Source organism: Nocardia sp. NPDC051911 (genome assembly GCF_040681035.1).
GTDB classification, from domain to species: domain Bacteria; phylum Actinomycetota; class Actinomycetes; order Mycobacteriales; family Mycobacteriaceae; genus Nocardia; species Nocardia sichangensis.
Genome location: NZ_JBFAXY010000039.1, coordinates 38,902 through 54,278, shown reverse-complemented (window position 1 = coordinate 54,278; position 15,377 = coordinate 38,902). Strand labels below are relative to the sequence as shown.

Below are 15,377 nucleotides of genomic sequence, written 5' to 3'. Positions count from 1 at the left end.
ACCGGAGACGGTGGTGCGCCAGGTCGCACACCCATGCCCAGCAGGAACCCGTGACCGTCGGCGCACAAGGTCACGCCGAAGCAATGCGGCGAGCTGAACGCGCTGCCAACCGCTCTTCGCCACGATGGGCCGCCGCGTGAACCGGCAGTTGCCGCTACTCTCCTCCACCGATCCGCAGATCCGGGGCGAGTGGATCGGCAGCCTGTTCCGCGGCGAGCGCATAGGGTGGGCGCGGCTCCGGATGTCGAGAACGTCCGGTCGGCTCCGTCCCAGGGATACGAGCGGCTACGGACATGTCGCTCGACCACCCCGACGTAGGAGCGATCACCATGCGAGCGACCGAGATCACCGAGATCCTGAACCGTCCGATCAGCCAGGAGCTGCTGGCCCGCGACCTGACCCGGCTGGCCTATGTCGCCACGGATGGCACACCGCGCAGCATCCCGATCGGCTTCACCTGGAACGGCTCGGAGATCGTGCTGTGCACCACGAAGAACGCCCCCAAGTTGTTCGCACTGCGCAAGAACCCGATGGTTGCCCTGACCATCGACACCGAGGTCCACCCGCCCAAGCTGCTGCTCATCCGCGGGCGCGCTGAGCTTGACGTCGTCGACGGCATCCCGGACGAGTATCTCCAGATGAACGGCAGCTACGAGATGACACCCGAGCAGCGCGTCGAGTGGGAGGCCGAGGTCCGCTCGCTCTACGACGGCATGGTCCGGATCGTCGTCACCCCGACTTGGGCGAAACTCATCGACTTCGAGACAACACTGCCCAGCCCGGTAGAGGAGTTGATTCGGCAACGGGCCGAACGTCAGCATGCCTGAGAGCGACGCGGCAAGAATGGGCCCTACCGATCCAAGGAGAAGATGATGGCCAGGTATCTGCTGCTCAAGCACTACCGAGGCGCACCGGCATCGGTCAACGACGTGCGGATGGACCAGTGGACCCCGGAAGAACTCGCGGCCCACGTCCAGTACATGCAGGACTTCGCCGCGCGGCTCGAGGCCACCGGCGAGTTCGTCGACAGTCAAGCGCTCTCCCCGCAGGGCACGTTCGTCCGCTCGGACGGCGAGGGCCGCCCGCCGGTCACCGATGGACCGTTCGCCGAGACGAAGGACCTGATCGCCGGCTGGATGGTGATCGACGTCGAGACCTACGAGCGCGCCATCGAGCTGGCCGCGGAGCTGTCCGCCGCACCCGGTGCGGGCGGGAAGCCGGTCCAGGAGTGGCTCGAGGTGCGGCCGTTCCTCACCGCGCTGCCCACGGTCACCGAGTGAACGAGTCGCAGCTGCGGGAACTCGTGCCCGCGGTGATCGGTGTCCTCGTCCGGCGCGGAGCCGACTTCGCGTCGGCCGAGGACGCCGTGCAGGAGGCGCTGATCCGCGCGCTGCGAAGCTGGCCCGACGATCCACCGCGCGATGCGAAAGCCTGGCTCGTCGCGGCCGCCTGGCACAAGTTCCTCGATGTCGCCCGGACCGAAACGTCGCGGCGCGGGCGGGAACTCGCCGTGGAGGTCGAGCCGCCGACCGGCCCGGTGCCGGGCACGGACGACTCACTGTGGCTCTACTTCCTGTGCGCGCACCCGTCGCTGTCGCCCGGCTCGGCCGTCGCGTTGACGCTGCGCGCGGTCGGCGGCCTGACGACGCGGCAGATCGCGACGGCCTACCTGGTGCCCGAAGCGACCATGGCACAACGGATCAGCCGGGCCAAGCGGCGTCTCGCTGGGCTGCCGCTCGATCGACCCGGCGACCTGGCGACGGTGCTGCGCGTCCTCTACCTCGTCTTCAACGAGGGTTACGGCGGGGACGTCGATCTGGCAGCCGAAGCGATCCGCCTCACCCGTCAGCTGGCGGGCTCCACCGACGAGCCCGAGGTCGCGGGCCTGTTGGCGCTCATGCTGCTGCACCATGCCCGCCGCGCGTCTCGCCTCGGCCCTGGCGGTCGCCTGGTGCCGCTCGGTGCACAGGACCGATCACGTTGGGACACCGGCCTGATCGCCGAAGGAGTGACGATTCTGCAAGCCGCGCTGGCTCGCGACCGCTTGGGCGAATACCAAGCGCAGGCCGCGATCGCCGCCCTGCACGCGGATGCGCCGAGCGCCGCCGAGACGGACTGGGTGCAGATCGTGGAGTGGTACGACGAACTACTGCACCTCACGGGTAGCCCGGTGGTGCGACTCAACCGCGCGGTCGCCGTCGGCGAGGCCGACGGACCGCAAGCCGGCTTGGCAGAGCTGAGCGAGGTGGATTCCGATCTGCCCCGGTACACCGCCGTTCGCGCCTATCTCCTCGAACGCGCCGGCGACCTCGAGCAGGCCGCCGAGCTGTACGCCGAGGCATCCCGAGCAGCCACCAGCGCGCCGGAACGCGACCACCTCACCCGTGAGGCGGCGCGGGTGAGGCAGTCACTGCGTTCGTGAGCACGGGTTGCTCACCCACACGGAGTCTGCTCCCCTCGCTGCTGTCATCGGGAGTCTCCGAACCTGTGGGGTATGCCACTACAACTCATATACCCCCATGGGTATAGTCGGTTATGCCCCCAGGGGTATGCCAGAGCAGGTTGAGTGCTGCGATTCGTACAGCAGGGAAAGGGAGCGCCGATGCGGCCGACGACATTCATGGGGCAGGACCGGCTCGACGCCGGCAAGTCGGTGCGGCCCGGCGGCCTGCTGGCGCGATGGGGCGCGATGATGGCAGGGCGGGCCCGGATCGTGTTCGCGGTGTGGCTGTTGTCGCTGGTGGCGCTCGGGGCGGCGGCGCCCGGCGTGTTCACCTCGTTGGCCGGAGCCGGATGGCAGGCCGATGGTTCGGAGTCGGTGCGGGTCCGTGAGCTGGCCCAGCAACACTTCGGCGGGAATTCGTCGGCGGCGGTGCAGGTAGTGGTGCATTCCGACACCGAGACCGTCGCCGATCCGACGATGCGGCAGACATTGGGCCGGATCTCGGCGATCTTCGCGGACGATTCCCGCTTCGGCGCCGTCGTCCCGCCGCAGCCGGGCATGACGATCAGCCCGGACGGCCACACCGGCATCCTGATCGCGGGTGCGAACGCCTCCACCGACGACATGGTCAAGGCCGTCGACGAGCACAAGGCGGCGCTGACCGCGCTGTCCGGGGACGGAGTCGAGGTCTATCCCACCGGTGCGTCGGCGTTGTGGAGCGATTTCAACAAGGCCAACCACGAGGCGATGCTCGAGGCCGAGCTGTTCTCCTGGCCGGTCACGCTGGCGATCATGGTGCTGGCCTTCGGCTCGCTGGTCGCTGCCGGGCTTCCGCTGCTGCTGACGGTGGCCGGGCTGGTCGCCTCGGCCGGTGGTCTGGTGCTGCTCAACCACCTCACGCCGATCTCGGTGTGGGCGATGAACTTCGCCATGATGTTCGCTCTCGCGTTGGGCATCGACTACGCGCTGTTCTTGGTCGCCCGCTTCCGTGACGCGCTCACCAAGTCCGCCGATTCCCGTTCGGCGGTGGCCGAGACCATGGCCACCGCGGGCAAGGCTGTCGTGCTCTCCGGGTTGACCGTGCTGGTCAGCCTGTCGGCGGTGCTGCTGGTTCCGGCGCCCGCGGTGCGCACCATGGCCGTGGGAATCATGCTCGCGGTGGTGTTCGTGCTCGCCGCCACGCTGACGTTGCTGCCGGCGGCGCTGGGCGCGCTGGGTGGCCGGATCAACGCCGCGGCACTGCCGTACGCGACCCGTCAGCAGCATCGCTCGCCGCGGTTCGCCCGCTGGGGGCAGCTACTGCACGATCATCCGTGGCCGTTCGCGCTCGCAGGGCTCGGTGTGCTGGCGGCGCTGGCGTTGCCTGCCACTGGATTGCAGGTCGCGATGCCCTCGATCCAGGTCGTGCCCGCCGACGCGCCCGTGCGCCAGGGCTACGAACTGGTCCAGCGTCAACTCGGCGAGGGCGCGCCAGGCGCATTGCAGATCGTCGTCCCCGAGGCCGAAGCCGCCCGCACCGCCGAGTCGGCAGCCACGACCGACGGCATCGCTACAGTCACGCCGCCCGCGCCCGCCGCGGATGATTCCGGCCTGGTCATGATGCAGGCGCTGCCCGCCGTCGATCCTTCCGACGACCGGCTGGGCGGCATCCTCGACAACCTGCGTGAGCGACTGCCTGCCGATGCCCTCGTCGGCGGCGCACCGGCGGAAAACCTCGACTTGCAACAGGCGCTCGACGACTATCTGCCGATCGTCGTCGGGGTGATCCTCGTCCTGGGCTTCGTCCTGCTGTTGGTGGCGTTGCAAGCGCCGCTCATCGCCGCGCTGGGCACCTTGGTCAGCCTTTTGTCGACCGCGGCCGCGTTCGGTGTGGCGAAGCTGATCTTCCAGGACGGTCACGGCGCGGGCCTGCTCGGCTTCGGTCCGCAGGGATTCCTCGACGGTTGGGGACCGGTGTTCTTCTTCGCGATGATCTTCGCCATCGCCATGGACTACACCGTGTTCCTGTTGGCCACGGCCAAGGAGCACTACGAGCGCTCGCGAGATCCCCGGACGGCGGGCATCGACGGGCTGGCCCACTCCGGCCGGGTCATCTTCGCCGCAGCGGCGGTCATGGTCGCGGTGTTCTTCACCTTCGCGCTGGCCGATCCGCTTCCGCCGAAAGAGATGGGCATCATCCTCGGCGTCGCGGTGCTGCTGGACGCGGTGGTGGTGCGCTTGGTGTTGCTGCCGGTCGCGCTGCGCTTGACCGGTAGGGCCGCGTGGTGGTCCCCGGCTTGGCTGCGCCGGATTCTGCCCACCGTCAGTTTCGCCCACGAGCGGACAGAGTCGGCGGATGATACCCCAAGGGGTATTGTGAAGACTAAGTGAGAGAAGGAGAAACATCATGGTCGGCGACGAAGACGCCATCGCCTCGGTACTCAATCGGCTGCGCCGCGCGCACGGCCAGCTCGCCGGAGTGATCGCGATGATCGAGCAGGGCCGGGACTGCAAAGACGTGGTCACCCAGCTCGCCGCGGTCTCCAAGGCACTGGACCGAGCGGGTTTCAAGATCGTCGCCACCGGGCTGCGGGAATGCCTCGCGAACCCCGACGCCGAGACCGCCGATCCGATGACGGTGGATCAACTGGAGAAACTGTTCCTTGCCCTCGCGTGACGCACGCGTTCCGCGAGGGCGTGATCTGGAGAAGGATGACCGATGATCGAATCCAGCTGGCCAGGTGAATGGACCATCGCACGCCTGGTTCCGCTGCTGGCCGGAACGTTCGTGCTGCTCGGCACCGTACTCGCCGCGACGATCTCGGCGTGGTGGCTGCTGCTTCCCGCCCTGATCGGGGCCAATCTGCTGCTCTACAGCGCCGTGGGCTGGTGCCCGGCCACCCTGCTCATGCGCCGCGCCGGCATTCCCGCGGGCGCCAGCCCGAATTCGCGCTGACCGACATCGACGCGCTCGGCGGCCGTCGAATCGGCGGCGGCCGACAGAGCCTGAGCGGCGCTGAACCGGCCGCGGTTCGCGGGCGGGCCGGGCGTCGGATCGCGTGCGCCCGGACGATTGGGCCCGCCCCGTTCGCGTCGGCAATGAGTCGGTGCGGTCGAAGTCTCGCGGTCAGGAAGGCTTCTTCCGACCGGTGTAGGGATTCGCCGGATTCGACGCGACGAACTGTGACCAGGTCTGCGTGCCGTCGGGATGATCCGGGCATGTGTTCAGCCCGGCCCGGAACGTGCTCCCGACTCGTCCCGGAACGGGGAGCGGGACGATACGCCGGGGCCGATGCCGGACACCCTGCCAAACCCGCGCCAACTGTGCCATCGTCAGCACCTCCGGACCGCCGAAGTCGGGTGCCCGGCCGAGCGGCTCGCCCATGGCCAACTCGGCCACCCGCCGCGCCACGTCGGCGGCGGCGACAGGCTGGAAACGAAAGGTCGTGGGCAACGGCGCCACCGGCCATTTCTCGACGGTCCGCAACAGCGCAGCGATCAGCTCGTGAAACTGCGTCGCCCGCAGGATCGTGTGCGGGACGCCGCTGTCGACGACGGCTTGCTCGCAGGCCAGCTTGTTGCGGTAGTACCGGAACGGGATCCGGTCGATTCCGACGATCGACACGTAGAGCAGGTGCCGAACCTCCCGTGCATGCCGCAGCAGGTTCTCGGTTTGCTCGAGGTCCGCGCCACCCGCGCGACGAAAATCCGAAGCCGCGTGCACGATCACTTCGGTTCCCGCCACCGCCTCCGCTACGCCGACACCGGTTCGCAGGTCGCCGACGTGCGTGCCCGCGCCAGGGCGACGGGACAGTACCCGTACGTCATGGCCCGCTTCACGCAACCGATCGACCACTTGTCTGCCCAGCGCGCCGGTTCCGCCCGTGACGAGAATCTTGGTCATGGACCACTTCTACCGCCGAAGTCCGCGGGAACGTGCGAGGCCGTCGTCACACGGTGCGTCGCCCAGGACATTCGCGGCATGACGTGGTGACCGAACGCCGAATCGCCTGTCCTCGTCTCATATCGGCGAAAATGATTGCAGGACTGATCTTCTGGTATCGAGCTCCGAACGCTGACGCGGTGGTTGAATCGATGTCGAGGCGAGTGCAGGAGCCTCTACGATCGGGAGAGGGGACCTGATGCCGGTGGGAGGCGTGGCTCGTGGTGGCGCGAACGCGGTAGGACGCGAGGAGCGGTTGTGCGTGCGGGGCTGAGGCGCCGCACCACCCGTGCGGACACCGGATACGGCGCGTTCCTGTCCTACAGCGGCGAGCGGGACCGTGCGGTGCTTCCGCTGGTCCAGAACGCGATCGAGAAGCTGCCACGACCCTGGTACCGCTTCCCGCGAACGCGCATCTTCCTCGACTACAGCGGTGTCCCGATCGGTGCCGAACTGTGGGGCAAGATCGTCGCGGGCCTGTCGCGTTCCGAGTGGCTCGTCGTGGTGGCTTCACCCGAGGCCGCAGGCTCCAAATGGGTGGACCGCGAAATCGAGTGGTGGCTGGCGAATCGGTCTCCCGAGACGATATTGCTGGTCCTCAGTGCCGGGTCCCTGTTCTGGGACGAAGAAGCCGGGGATTGGGACCGGGCGCGCTCGACCGCCCTACCGCCACGCCTGTTCGGTGTTTTCGCGTCCGAACCCGTATACAAAACGCTCAAATGGCGTGCGGACGCGAACGGAGTCCCGCGTCCGGACATCGACGCCATCGCGGTCGGGATCGCCGCGGTGATTCGCGGCGTCTCCGAGGCCGACGTCAAATCCGAGGGTTACCAGCAGACCAAGCGGAACTTGCGCTGGGCGAGAACCGCCATCGGCGCGTTGGTCATCTTGCTCGTCGTGGCACTGATCGCGGCGGTCGTGGCTCGGGTGCAGAGCAATCGCGCCGAGGAGCAGGCCAAGATCGCCACGGCGCGGCTCATGGCCTCCGTCGCCGACACCAAGATGGCCACGGATGTCCGCGCGGCCCTGCTGCTGGCCGTGGCGGCGTACCGTCTCGACCCGAGTCCACGTCACCAAGCCGCCCTGCTGCGCGCGAATCTGGCCAGTCCGAAAGTCGCTCGTTACGTGGCGGCACCTGCGGAGGTCACGGCCTTGCAGAGCAGTGCCGACGGTCGAACCGTCGTTGCCGGGCTCGCCGATGGACAAGTCGTGACATGGGCGCCGGGAGGCTCGGTGACGACCTCGGTCGCGCGTTTGCCCGGCGAGATCCGCTCGCTGGCCGTCGCCGCGGACGGCCGGACGGTTCTCGCCACGGATGGCGCCTCGATCACACTGTGGGGCAGCAACTCCGGTCGGCCGGACTTCGGCGTGCCCGGCGCGAGCGAAGTCGATGTCGTCGCCGTATCCGCGTCCGGGAAGTTCGGTGCGGTCCATCGCAGGCAGACCAAGGCGGTGGAAGGCACCCCGGGGACGGTCGACATCATCGACAATGCCGCTGGACGGGTTCTCTCGTCACATCCGATCGACCGAGCGGTGACGAGCATGGTGTTCACCGACGACACGGCGTTGCGTCTGCTCGAAACCGGCGGCAAGGTGCGGCAGATCTCGCTTCGCGGCGGCGCCGACCGAGATCTTTCACCTTTCGACACCGACAACGCCTGCGGCGACGGCCAAGACGGCGGGGAATTGTCGCCCGACGGGTCCTCGTTCGCCTGCGCCGTCTTGCCCGGTATTCCGGCGCCGGTTTTCCGGCTGCGTCCGACTCCGAGCGCTGTGCGCCCAGAGCCCGGATATGTGGGCGTCGCGATGCCGAGGCGATCGGCTCCCGCCGTGCTCAGCCGCTCGGCGCGGATAGCGGCGGTGCCCAGTGCCGACGCCGGGTTCTATGTCGGGCCCGTCACCGGCGAGCCGAGGCCTCCGGAACCGCCACCGCTGATCACCGGTACCGCCGTCGATTTCGACCGGAAGCTACTGCGTTTCCTCGGGACCTCCGAAACGCAGCTGGTTTCGGCGTCCGGGCGACTGATCACCCTGTGGGATCTCGCGCAGCGCGACCGGCTGGCGAAATCTTTAGCGGTGCCGATCGTCAAAGGATGCAATTCTTGTGAACCAAGCTTGTCGCTGTCCCCGGACGGGCGCACCGCGGTGATCACCGGTCAGGACAAAGATCCGGGAGAATCGGCGCTCAACAGTGACGTGGTGATCATCCAACAGCTCGGGCCGAACCCCTCCCGGCAGCTCTCCATACCGGGACTATCCGGGAAACTCGCCTGGCGCGCGGATGGCACGATGCTGGCAATCGCCGCGAATCCGGCATCCGGCTACGAGCGACGTGTATTCCCGCCCAAACCCCACCTGGAGACTCCGTTCGAGGTGACGGTCCTGTCCTCGCCACCACCGCAGATCAGCGTCGAGGCGGCCGGTGTGTCGTCCGTATCACCCACCGCTGTTTCTCTCGACAGCAGGGGGCGGGCGTATCTGCATGATCTGGCCACCGGCGGCATCAACTCGGAATTCATCCCGCTGGGCGGCGCGGTCGACACAGACCATGTCGTCGAAGCGGGAATCGACGCGGCCGGAGAGTTCCTGGTCATGCGCGATGCCGAGCACATATCGGTCTATGACTTGGCGCGAGAGCAAAACGCGCACGACATCGACGGCAAGGACGCGCAGTCGGTGTTGTTCGCCGGACGGCATCTGCTGATCCGCCGGAAAGACAGCATAGAGATCTGGGATCGGACCGGCTCGCATCGAGAGCGGACGATCCCCTTCCGCAGTACTCGGAACTCGGCCGCGCAGCTCGCCGCCGCTGCGGACGCGAACGTGGTCGTCGCGAAAGACGAGGCAGGCTATCTGACTGTCTTCGCCGCCGACGGCACGAATCTGGGCGAACTCGAGCCTGATTCCGTTTGGCACGTCCCATCCGCCGTCGCCTTGTCCGCTGATGGACGGTATCTCGTGACGGTGAATCCCGGTCCCGCGTTCTCCGGCGGCGTCGATGGGACGCTGATCGAACGGGACATCTCACCGGACGGCCTGATCCGGGCCGCTTGTGCGCATGCTGGTCCGGATCTCACCGGCGCCGAATGGAACGCCTTGATGGGAGTCGCGCGTCCCGCTCAAGCCCGCTGCCCGTAGGGCGCGTTCGACTGCCGCCGGCGTTTCGCTCAGTCGGCGTGACGGCTCCTTCATGGGCTGGTCGGTCTTCCGGCGCCGACCGCCCTGTCCGCGAAATCCGGATGTGCCGGCGACCGGGTGAACGACGCCCGATAGCTGCTCGGTGGCACTCCGACGTGCCGGATCATGTGCTGGCGCAGCGACTCCGCCGAGCCGATGCCGCTGTGCCTGGCCACCTGGTCCATGGGCAGCGTCGTGGATTCCAGTAGCTCCCTGGCGCGTTGCAGGCGCTGGTGCAGCAGCCATTTCTGCGGGCTGAGGCCGGTCTCCTCGTGGAAGCGGCGGGTGAGCGTGCGCACGCTGGTGCGGGCGTGGGCGGCCAGATCGTCCAGCGACAACGGTAGGTCCAGCCGTCGCAGCGCCCAGGCGCGGGTGTCGGCGAGCGTCACGCCGTTCTCGGCGGGCAAGGGCGCGTCCACGAACTGGGCTTGGCCGCCGGGCCGCACCGGGGTGACGACGGCCGTGCGAGCGGCCGCGTTCGCGACGGTCGCGCCGTAGTCGGCGCGAATCAGATGCAGGCACAGGTCGATTCCGGCCGCCGCGCCCGCGGCCGTGGTGATCGGGCCGTCTTCGATGAACAGCGCGTCACTGCGGACCGACACGTCCGGGTGGTTCGCCGCCAGTTCGTCGGCGAGAGCCCAGTGGGTGGTGGCGGTGCGGCCGGACAGCAGGCCGGCCTGCGCCAGCACAAAGGCGCCGCTGCAAATCGAGGTGACGCGCTTGCCCGCGGCCACCGCGCGACGCAGGGCGGTCAGCGTGGCGGCGTCCGCGTCGGCGCGGCTTCCGGTGCTCGGCACGATGACGATGTCCGCCTCCTCGATCGCCGCCAAGCCCCGGAAGACGACCACGTCGAATCCACCCAGCCCTGCGGGCAGCACGCCGGGCACGGCGGTGCACACCACGATGCGGTAGCCGGGCTCGCCGTCGACCATCGCCGCGCCCAGCACCGTTTCCGGCATGGCCAGGTCGAAAGCTTTCACCGGAGGAACCGCGACGACGGCGACAGTCTGCATGGCCTGATCCTTGGGATAGTTGGCAATCCAGCCAGTAGCTTACCCGTCGCCGCACCGGCAGGCTGAGTAGCGCACGACCGGCGAACGGCACCCCGAATGCCGCAGGTCGTGTGAAAACACTTGTCGCAGAGAGGAATACGCATGCATTCGCATGTCATCGTCGGACGTGGCGCCACCGCTTCGGCCACCGCGGCGCTACTGGCCGGGTCCGGCGACCGGGTACGCATGGTCAGCCGCAGCGGCGCGGGGCCCGAGCACCCGAACATCGAACGAATCGCCCTCGACGCCTCGGACGCGGACGCGCTGACCGCTGTTGCCGAAGGCGCCGAAACCCTGTTCAACATGGCCATGCCCGCGTATCACACCTGGCCGGAGACCATCCCGCCGCTGTTCGGGTCCATTCGCTCCGCCGCCGAGCGGTCCGGTGCGAATTACGTGATGCTCGGCAACCTGTACGGCTATGGTCCCGCCGACGGGCCGGTCACCGAGCAGGCACCGCTGGCGGCCACCGGGCCGAAAGGGCGGGTTCGCGCCCGCATGTGGCGGGAAGCGGAAGAGGCGCACCGGGCGGGCCGAGTGCGCGTCACCGAGGTCAGGGCGTCCCAATTCATCGGTCCCGGCGCGATCTCGGTGTTCTCGCTCCTCGCCCAGCCGAAGATCTCGGCGGGGCAGTTGGCGCTGCTGCCGCAGGAACTCGACCTTCCGCACGCATACACCGCGGTCGGCGACGCGGCGGCGGCAGCGGTCGCCGTCGCCCGCGACGAGCGCGCGTGGGGCAGGCCGTGGCATGCGCCGAGCATCACCGCGACCGCGCGGGAGCTGGCCGGACGATTCGCCGCGGCGGCCGGGGCGCCCGAGCCGCGGCTGGCGGTCATGAGCGATCGCGAACTGACGCTGCTCGGCCTCACCGACCCGTTCTGGCCGGAGTTGTTCGAGACCTACCACATGTCGCACGCGGCCTTCACGGTCGACGACTCGGCCATTCGCGACACCTTCGGCCTGAAGGCATCCGACCCGGACGAGGTGTTCGCGCAGGTCGTGCACGCGGCTCGAGCGTGATCCGGACCGCACAGCGTGGCGGCGCGGTGAGGTCGAGATCTTCGCCGAAAGGTGAGCACCCGCTGGCGGACGCTCGCGCGGACATCGGTCAGGAAGACGTCGCCTTCCCCGCGAACTGCTGTCGTCGCAGGACAGTTCTGGCCAGTTCGGCGGGGGCGCCCGTGCTGGTGTCAACGGTCGTGTCGTAAGTGGCGCCGTGTTCGTGCACCAGGTGGAAATGGCCGCGCGCCAAGCCTTTTTTGACGTCGCGTCCGCGCGCCTGTTCACGCCGCTCCGCCACGGCCAGCGGGCAGGTGACGCGCACCAGCTGCACGTCCAGCCCGGCCAGCGCGGCCATCCAGATCGGCAGTAGATCCGCGCTCAGCAACATCTCGTCGATCACCAGGTGGTCCCCGCCGTGGGCGAAGGCGGCGGCCGCGGCGCAGGCGGAACGCAGCATCCGCCGCCCGACCTCGCCGTAGCGGATGACCACCATCGGGCTGCCGTCCGCGTCCCGGCCGCGGTCGTACCAGAATCCCTCTCGGCTGAGCGGACTGTCACGTCCTCCGCCCCAGTTCGGCGGAATGAGCTGGAACAACGTGTCGATGCCCCAGTAGACGAAGGGGATGTCGCTCTCGTCCTGGATGGCTCGCGCCAAGGTCGTCTTACCCGAGCTCGACGTTCCGTTGAGGAAGATGACGCGGCTGGGCGGTTCGACGCTGCGCATCCCGCCACGCTACCGGGCCATCGTCCAGCCCGGCTCGCTACGGATTCCAGGGGTCGAGGCCACCGTCGGGATCCAGGTGGTCGAGGTTGGCGACGCGCCTGGCCGATCGCATGAGGGCTTCGCGGTTGATGTCGTTCGGGTTCGCGTAGTACTCCCTGGCCGCTTCCTGGTGCATGGTCGCGACTCGGTGGCCGATCGCCCAACGGGTGTCACGGCCCGCGCCGTCCCACTCGTCCGGGGTGATCGCCGCGCGCAGCGCCCGGTCCGAATGCCAATTCTGCTCGACCCGCTGCACGAACGCCTGATCGATGTTCGCGTTGGGGGCGGGCGCGTTGCTGTGCCGGACGAAGCTGTCCGCGGCGATCACCGCCTGGGCGGCGAAGGCATCGTGCGCTTCGTGGTCGACGTGGTTGTCCACCGCCCACGCCGCCGCGATCGCCTTCTGCAACGGCGCGAAGCTGTACGGGTTCTGCGATGCCGTCGACTCCTGGACGGAGTATGCCGTCAGCGCATTGGTGACCCGCTCGTGGCTCGCGCCGGAGGAGAGCAGGACAGCATGGATGCGCGAATCGGGAACCTTGTTGTCGCGCAATACTTTCAAGGCCCGCGACACGCCTATTTGGGTGTGTATGCCGCCGACCTGCTCGGCCGCGTCGACCGCCACACCACGCCAGTTGGTGCGGGACAGCTGATGCTCGACGTACCCCGCTTCGCGGCTGGCCAGGATCCTTCTGGTGGAGCGTTCGATCGTCCGTCGGGTGCTGGAGAGCGGATTGAACGGATTGACCCGCCCGCCCGCCAGCCAGGCCGTCACCGGCGAGGAGTTGATGGTGTTGAGCGTGGAGAGTGGGGTCACCCATCCCATACCGGGCGCGGACTTCCCACCGCCGCCGCCGCCCATGCCGAGGGCGGTGCCGCCGCTGCTCCCGGACTTGCTCCCGCTGCCCTGCATCGCGAGCGCGAATCGGTTGGCGATCCAGTCGTTGCCCCGGCTGAAACCGCTGCTGAGGCGTTTGAGCTGGAGGACTGCGACGATCTCGACGGTGCCCGCGATGATGATCACCGCCATGACCTGTCCGCGCGCCTGCGCGAACAGATTGCCCATGAACAAGACGTAGACCCCGAGGAAGATGGTGTACGCCGTCATTCGTGCCGCCGCGACGAAACTGTCGACGACATTGCGCACCAGGAACGTCTGCGTCGGGCCGTATACGAATCCGCCCGCCGCGAAGCCGAATATCGACATGAACCCGTGATAGATCGTGTCCAGCGCGGCCTTGATGACCTTCATGCCGAGGTACATCGCGAAGGCCAGCAGGATGCCGCCGCAGACCAGCAGCATCAGACCCGTGGCGACCTGCCCCATGGAGGGATTCTCGGCCTTCGCGCGCGCGGCGCTGTCTCCACAGGACTTCAGGCCGCTGATCACCCGGGAGTCGTCACCCGCCGCCACCCCCGACGACCACGCCGATCGGCAGGCGGGTCGCTGGTCCACCGTGTGCCCGAAATTCCACACCTGTAGCGGCTTCCGGGCGAAATTGTCGGCCAGGTCGCTCTGCATCGTCGCCACCAACTGGGTCGGATTCGGGTCGGCGTTCCCGTTCAGACCGGCGGCCACCGAGATCCCGAGATCGCGGCCCTGGGCCAGCAACCCGTGCGAGGACAGCACATCCGCGAGAGGCTCGGCGAGGAACAACGGGCCCAGCAGCGCGACGCCCACCATCGTCACCACCTGCATGGTGGCCTTCGCGTGGTAGCCGCGCGCGATGAACCACGCCACGCAGACCGCGCCGATGGTCGCCGCGGTGACCAGCATGATCGGGGTCGCGATCTGACCGGTGAGCGTGTCGGCCACGCCGTGCAACGCCGCACTGAACATGTCCAGCCACCGGAAGCTCAACGCGTAACCGATCAACCAGATCGCCGTCGTCACGATGGCGATGTAGCCGATGAACTCCAAGCCCAGCACGGCCCACAGAATGGTGGCGCGCGGCTTGAACAGGCTCTCGTCGCCGGTCGCGAATCGGTAGTCCGACAGCGGGATGCCCGACGAGTCGTGGATGTTCATCCAGCTGAGCCCGTCGATGCCGGAGGTTCCGGAAGTGCTGCCCGCCGCGTCTTGGGCGACGGCCAGCGCACCGAGGAAGCCCGGGAACACGAAGAGCGCGAAGAGAGTGAGGGTGGTCCAGATCGCCCGCCGCCGCCAAACGCCCGGCCGAGAACCCGGCCACCAGTTCGGCGCACCGGCGAGCAACGCGGTCACGGCTGTGGGAAACTCGCGGGGGACTCCGATCGAATGCCGCTCGGTCGAACTGAGGCGGACAGTGCGTGATCGCACCGCCTGGGGGCAGATGTGCACGAAAGAGTCCTTCGTCCCGTCTCTGGGGGCGCAGTCGACTGCGAATTCCGAAACGGGTTGCACGCGAACGTCAATGGCGTCTCGCCCCCGTCTCACGTCCTGTATTACAGACAGGGACGGAAACATCCGCCTGAACGTCCAATGACATCCAGGCGGCTCGGGAGTGTACGTACGCACCTCGGCCGTCTACTTGCGAAGTGCGTCAAATCAACTGGTGTACAGAGCGTTTCAGCGCAACCAGCCGCCTTCGACGCAGGCCACGTCATCGGTGTACGCGATATTCGGCCCGGACGGCGACCAGGGGAGGACACGCGGTCGTCGATCGCCCGACTTGTCGTACACCAGGTGAACAATGCCGTCATGGCATACGACGAGGAGCTGGCCGAGCGAATCCGGGAACTGATCGCACCCGGCCCCGAACTCACCGAGCGGAAGATGTTCGGCGGCCTGGCCTTCTTGATCGGCGGCAATATGGCGGTGGCCGCCAGCAGGCAGGGCGGTCTGCTGGTGCGGGTCGATCCCGACGAGGGCGAGCGGCTCCTCGGTGACACGGTGGAGCCAATGGTCATGGGCGGGCGCGAAATGGTCGGCTGGCTGCGGGTCGCCGCCGTCGACGACGACGAAGTACTGCGGGAATGGGTCGAGCGCGGCGTCGCCTACGCCCGGACCCTCCCACCCAAAACGAAGAAGTAGCTCCG

13 protein-coding genes are annotated in these 15,377 nt (G+C 68.2%); 9 read left to right on the top strand and 4 right to left on the bottom strand.

Annotated elements, in window-relative coordinates:
* Positions 1-329 precede the first annotated feature (329 nt).
* From AB0L97_RS33490 to AB0L97_RS33465, 6 genes are all read left to right on the top strand, one after another.
* Positions 330-827, top strand: a complete 498-nt coding sequence (locus tag AB0L97_RS33490; protein WP_355079802.1) for a pyridoxamine 5'-phosphate oxidase family protein — start codon at positions 330-332, stop codon at positions 825-827.
* Positions 828-872: 45 nt separating this feature from the next.
* On the top strand, positions 873-1,280 hold the full coding sequence (locus tag AB0L97_RS33485) for a YciI family protein (RefSeq protein ID WP_364437633.1): 408 nt from the start codon (positions 873-875) through the stop codon (positions 1,278-1,280).
* Positions 1,277-2,422 (top strand): DUF6596 domain-containing protein, encoded by a 1,146-nt coding sequence (locus AB0L97_RS33480; RefSeq protein WP_364437630.1) that lies wholly within the window; start codon positions 1,277-1,279, stop codon positions 2,420-2,422. Before AB0L97_RS33485 ends, AB0L97_RS33480 begins: the two co-directional genes overlap by 4 nt.
* 267 nt (positions 2,423-2,689) lie before the next feature.
* Entirely contained in the window at positions 2,690-4,813 is a 2,124-nt protein-coding gene (locus AB0L97_RS33475) for an MMPL family transporter (protein WP_364437708.1), read from the top strand.
* Between the two features lie 16 nt (positions 4,814-4,829).
* Positions 4,830-5,099, top strand: a complete 270-nt coding sequence (locus AB0L97_RS33470; protein ID WP_355079796.1) for a metal-sensitive transcriptional regulator — start codon at positions 4,830-4,832, stop codon at positions 5,097-5,099.
* Between the two features lie 42 nt (positions 5,100-5,141).
* Entirely contained in the window at positions 5,142-5,378 is a 237-nt protein-coding gene (locus AB0L97_RS33465; protein ID WP_364437626.1) for a DUF2892 domain-containing protein, read from the top strand.
* 171 nt (positions 5,379-5,549) lie between these two features.
* Here the strand turns inward: AB0L97_RS33465 and AB0L97_RS33460 are convergent, their stop codons facing one another.
* Positions 5,550-6,326, bottom strand: a complete 777-nt coding sequence (locus AB0L97_RS33460) for an SDR family oxidoreductase (protein ID WP_364437623.1) — start codon at positions 6,324-6,326, stop codon at positions 5,550-5,552.
* 297 nt (positions 6,327-6,623) lie between these two features.
* Between AB0L97_RS33460 and AB0L97_RS33455 the strand changes: the two genes are divergently transcribed.
* Entirely contained in the window at positions 6,624-9,503 is a 2,880-nt protein-coding gene (locus tag AB0L97_RS33455) for a hypothetical protein (protein ID WP_364437620.1), read from the top strand.
* Between the two features lie 50 nt (positions 9,504-9,553).
* On the opposite strand, the gene AB0L97_RS33450 is transcribed toward AB0L97_RS33455, so the two are convergent.
* Entirely contained in the window at positions 9,554-10,555 is a 1,002-nt protein-coding gene (locus tag AB0L97_RS33450; protein WP_364437617.1) for a helix-turn-helix domain-containing protein, read from the bottom strand.
* 141 nt (positions 10,556-10,696) lie between these two features.
* Here AB0L97_RS33450 and AB0L97_RS33445 point away from each other — a divergent pair, with 141 nt between their 5' ends.
* The gene (locus AB0L97_RS33445; RefSeq protein WP_364437614.1) at positions 10,697-11,614 is read left to right on the top strand and encodes an NAD-dependent epimerase/dehydratase family protein; all 918 of its coding nucleotides are present in this window, start codon (positions 10,697-10,699) and stop codon (positions 11,612-11,614) included.
* Positions 11,615-11,702: 88 nt separating this feature from the next.
* Here the strand turns inward: AB0L97_RS33445 and AB0L97_RS33440 are convergent, their stop codons facing one another.
* Positions 11,703-12,320: a chloramphenicol phosphotransferase gene (locus AB0L97_RS33440; RefSeq protein ID WP_364437611.1), complete on the bottom strand. Its 618-nt coding sequence runs from the start codon at positions 12,318-12,320 to the stop codon at positions 11,703-11,705.
* Between the two features lie 37 nt (positions 12,321-12,357).
* A complete protein-coding gene (locus AB0L97_RS33435) occupies positions 12,358-14,583 on the bottom strand; it encodes a hypothetical protein (RefSeq protein ID WP_364437608.1) in 2,226 nt (741 codons plus the stop codon).
* Between the two features lie 456 nt (positions 14,584-15,039).
* On the opposite strand from AB0L97_RS33435, the gene AB0L97_RS33430 reads away from it, so the two are divergent.
* Positions 15,040-15,372, top strand: a complete 333-nt coding sequence (locus AB0L97_RS33430) for a TfoX/Sxy family protein (protein WP_364437605.1) — start codon at positions 15,040-15,042, stop codon at positions 15,370-15,372.
* Positions 15,373-15,377 lie beyond the last annotated feature (5 nt).

Coding starts and splice junctions, on each gene's coding strand:
- AB0L97_RS33470 (WP_355079796.1), top strand. CDS start 4,830: ATGGTCGGCGACGAAGACGCCATCGCCTCGGTACTCAATCGGCTGCGC.
- AB0L97_RS33485 (WP_364437633.1), top strand. CDS start 873: ATGGCCAGGTATCTGCTGCTCAAGCACTACCGAGGCGCACCGGCATCG.
- AB0L97_RS33475 (WP_364437708.1), top strand. CDS start 2,690: ATGATGGCAGGGCGGGCCCGGATCGTGTTCGCGGTGTGGCTGTTGTCG.
- AB0L97_RS33450 (WP_364437617.1), bottom strand. CDS start 10,555: ATGCAGACTGTCGCCGTCGTCGCGGTTCCTCCGGTGAAAGCTTTCGAC.
- AB0L97_RS33490 (WP_355079802.1), top strand. CDS start 330: ATGCGAGCGACCGAGATCACCGAGATCCTGAACCGTCCGATCAGCCAG.
- AB0L97_RS33440 (WP_364437611.1), bottom strand. CDS start 12,320: ATGCGCAGCGTCGAACCGCCCAGCCGCGTCATCTTCCTCAACGGAACG.
- AB0L97_RS33430 (WP_364437605.1), top strand. CDS start 15,040: ATGGCATACGACGAGGAGCTGGCCGAGCGAATCCGGGAACTGATCGCA.
- AB0L97_RS33465 (WP_364437626.1), top strand. CDS start 5,142: ATGATCGAATCCAGCTGGCCAGGTGAATGGACCATCGCACGCCTGGTT.
- AB0L97_RS33460 (WP_364437623.1), bottom strand. CDS start 6,326: ATGACCAAGATTCTCGTCACGGGCGGAACCGGCGCGCTGGGCAGACAA.
- AB0L97_RS33445 (WP_364437614.1), top strand. CDS start 10,697: ATGCATTCGCATGTCATCGTCGGACGTGGCGCCACCGCTTCGGCCACC.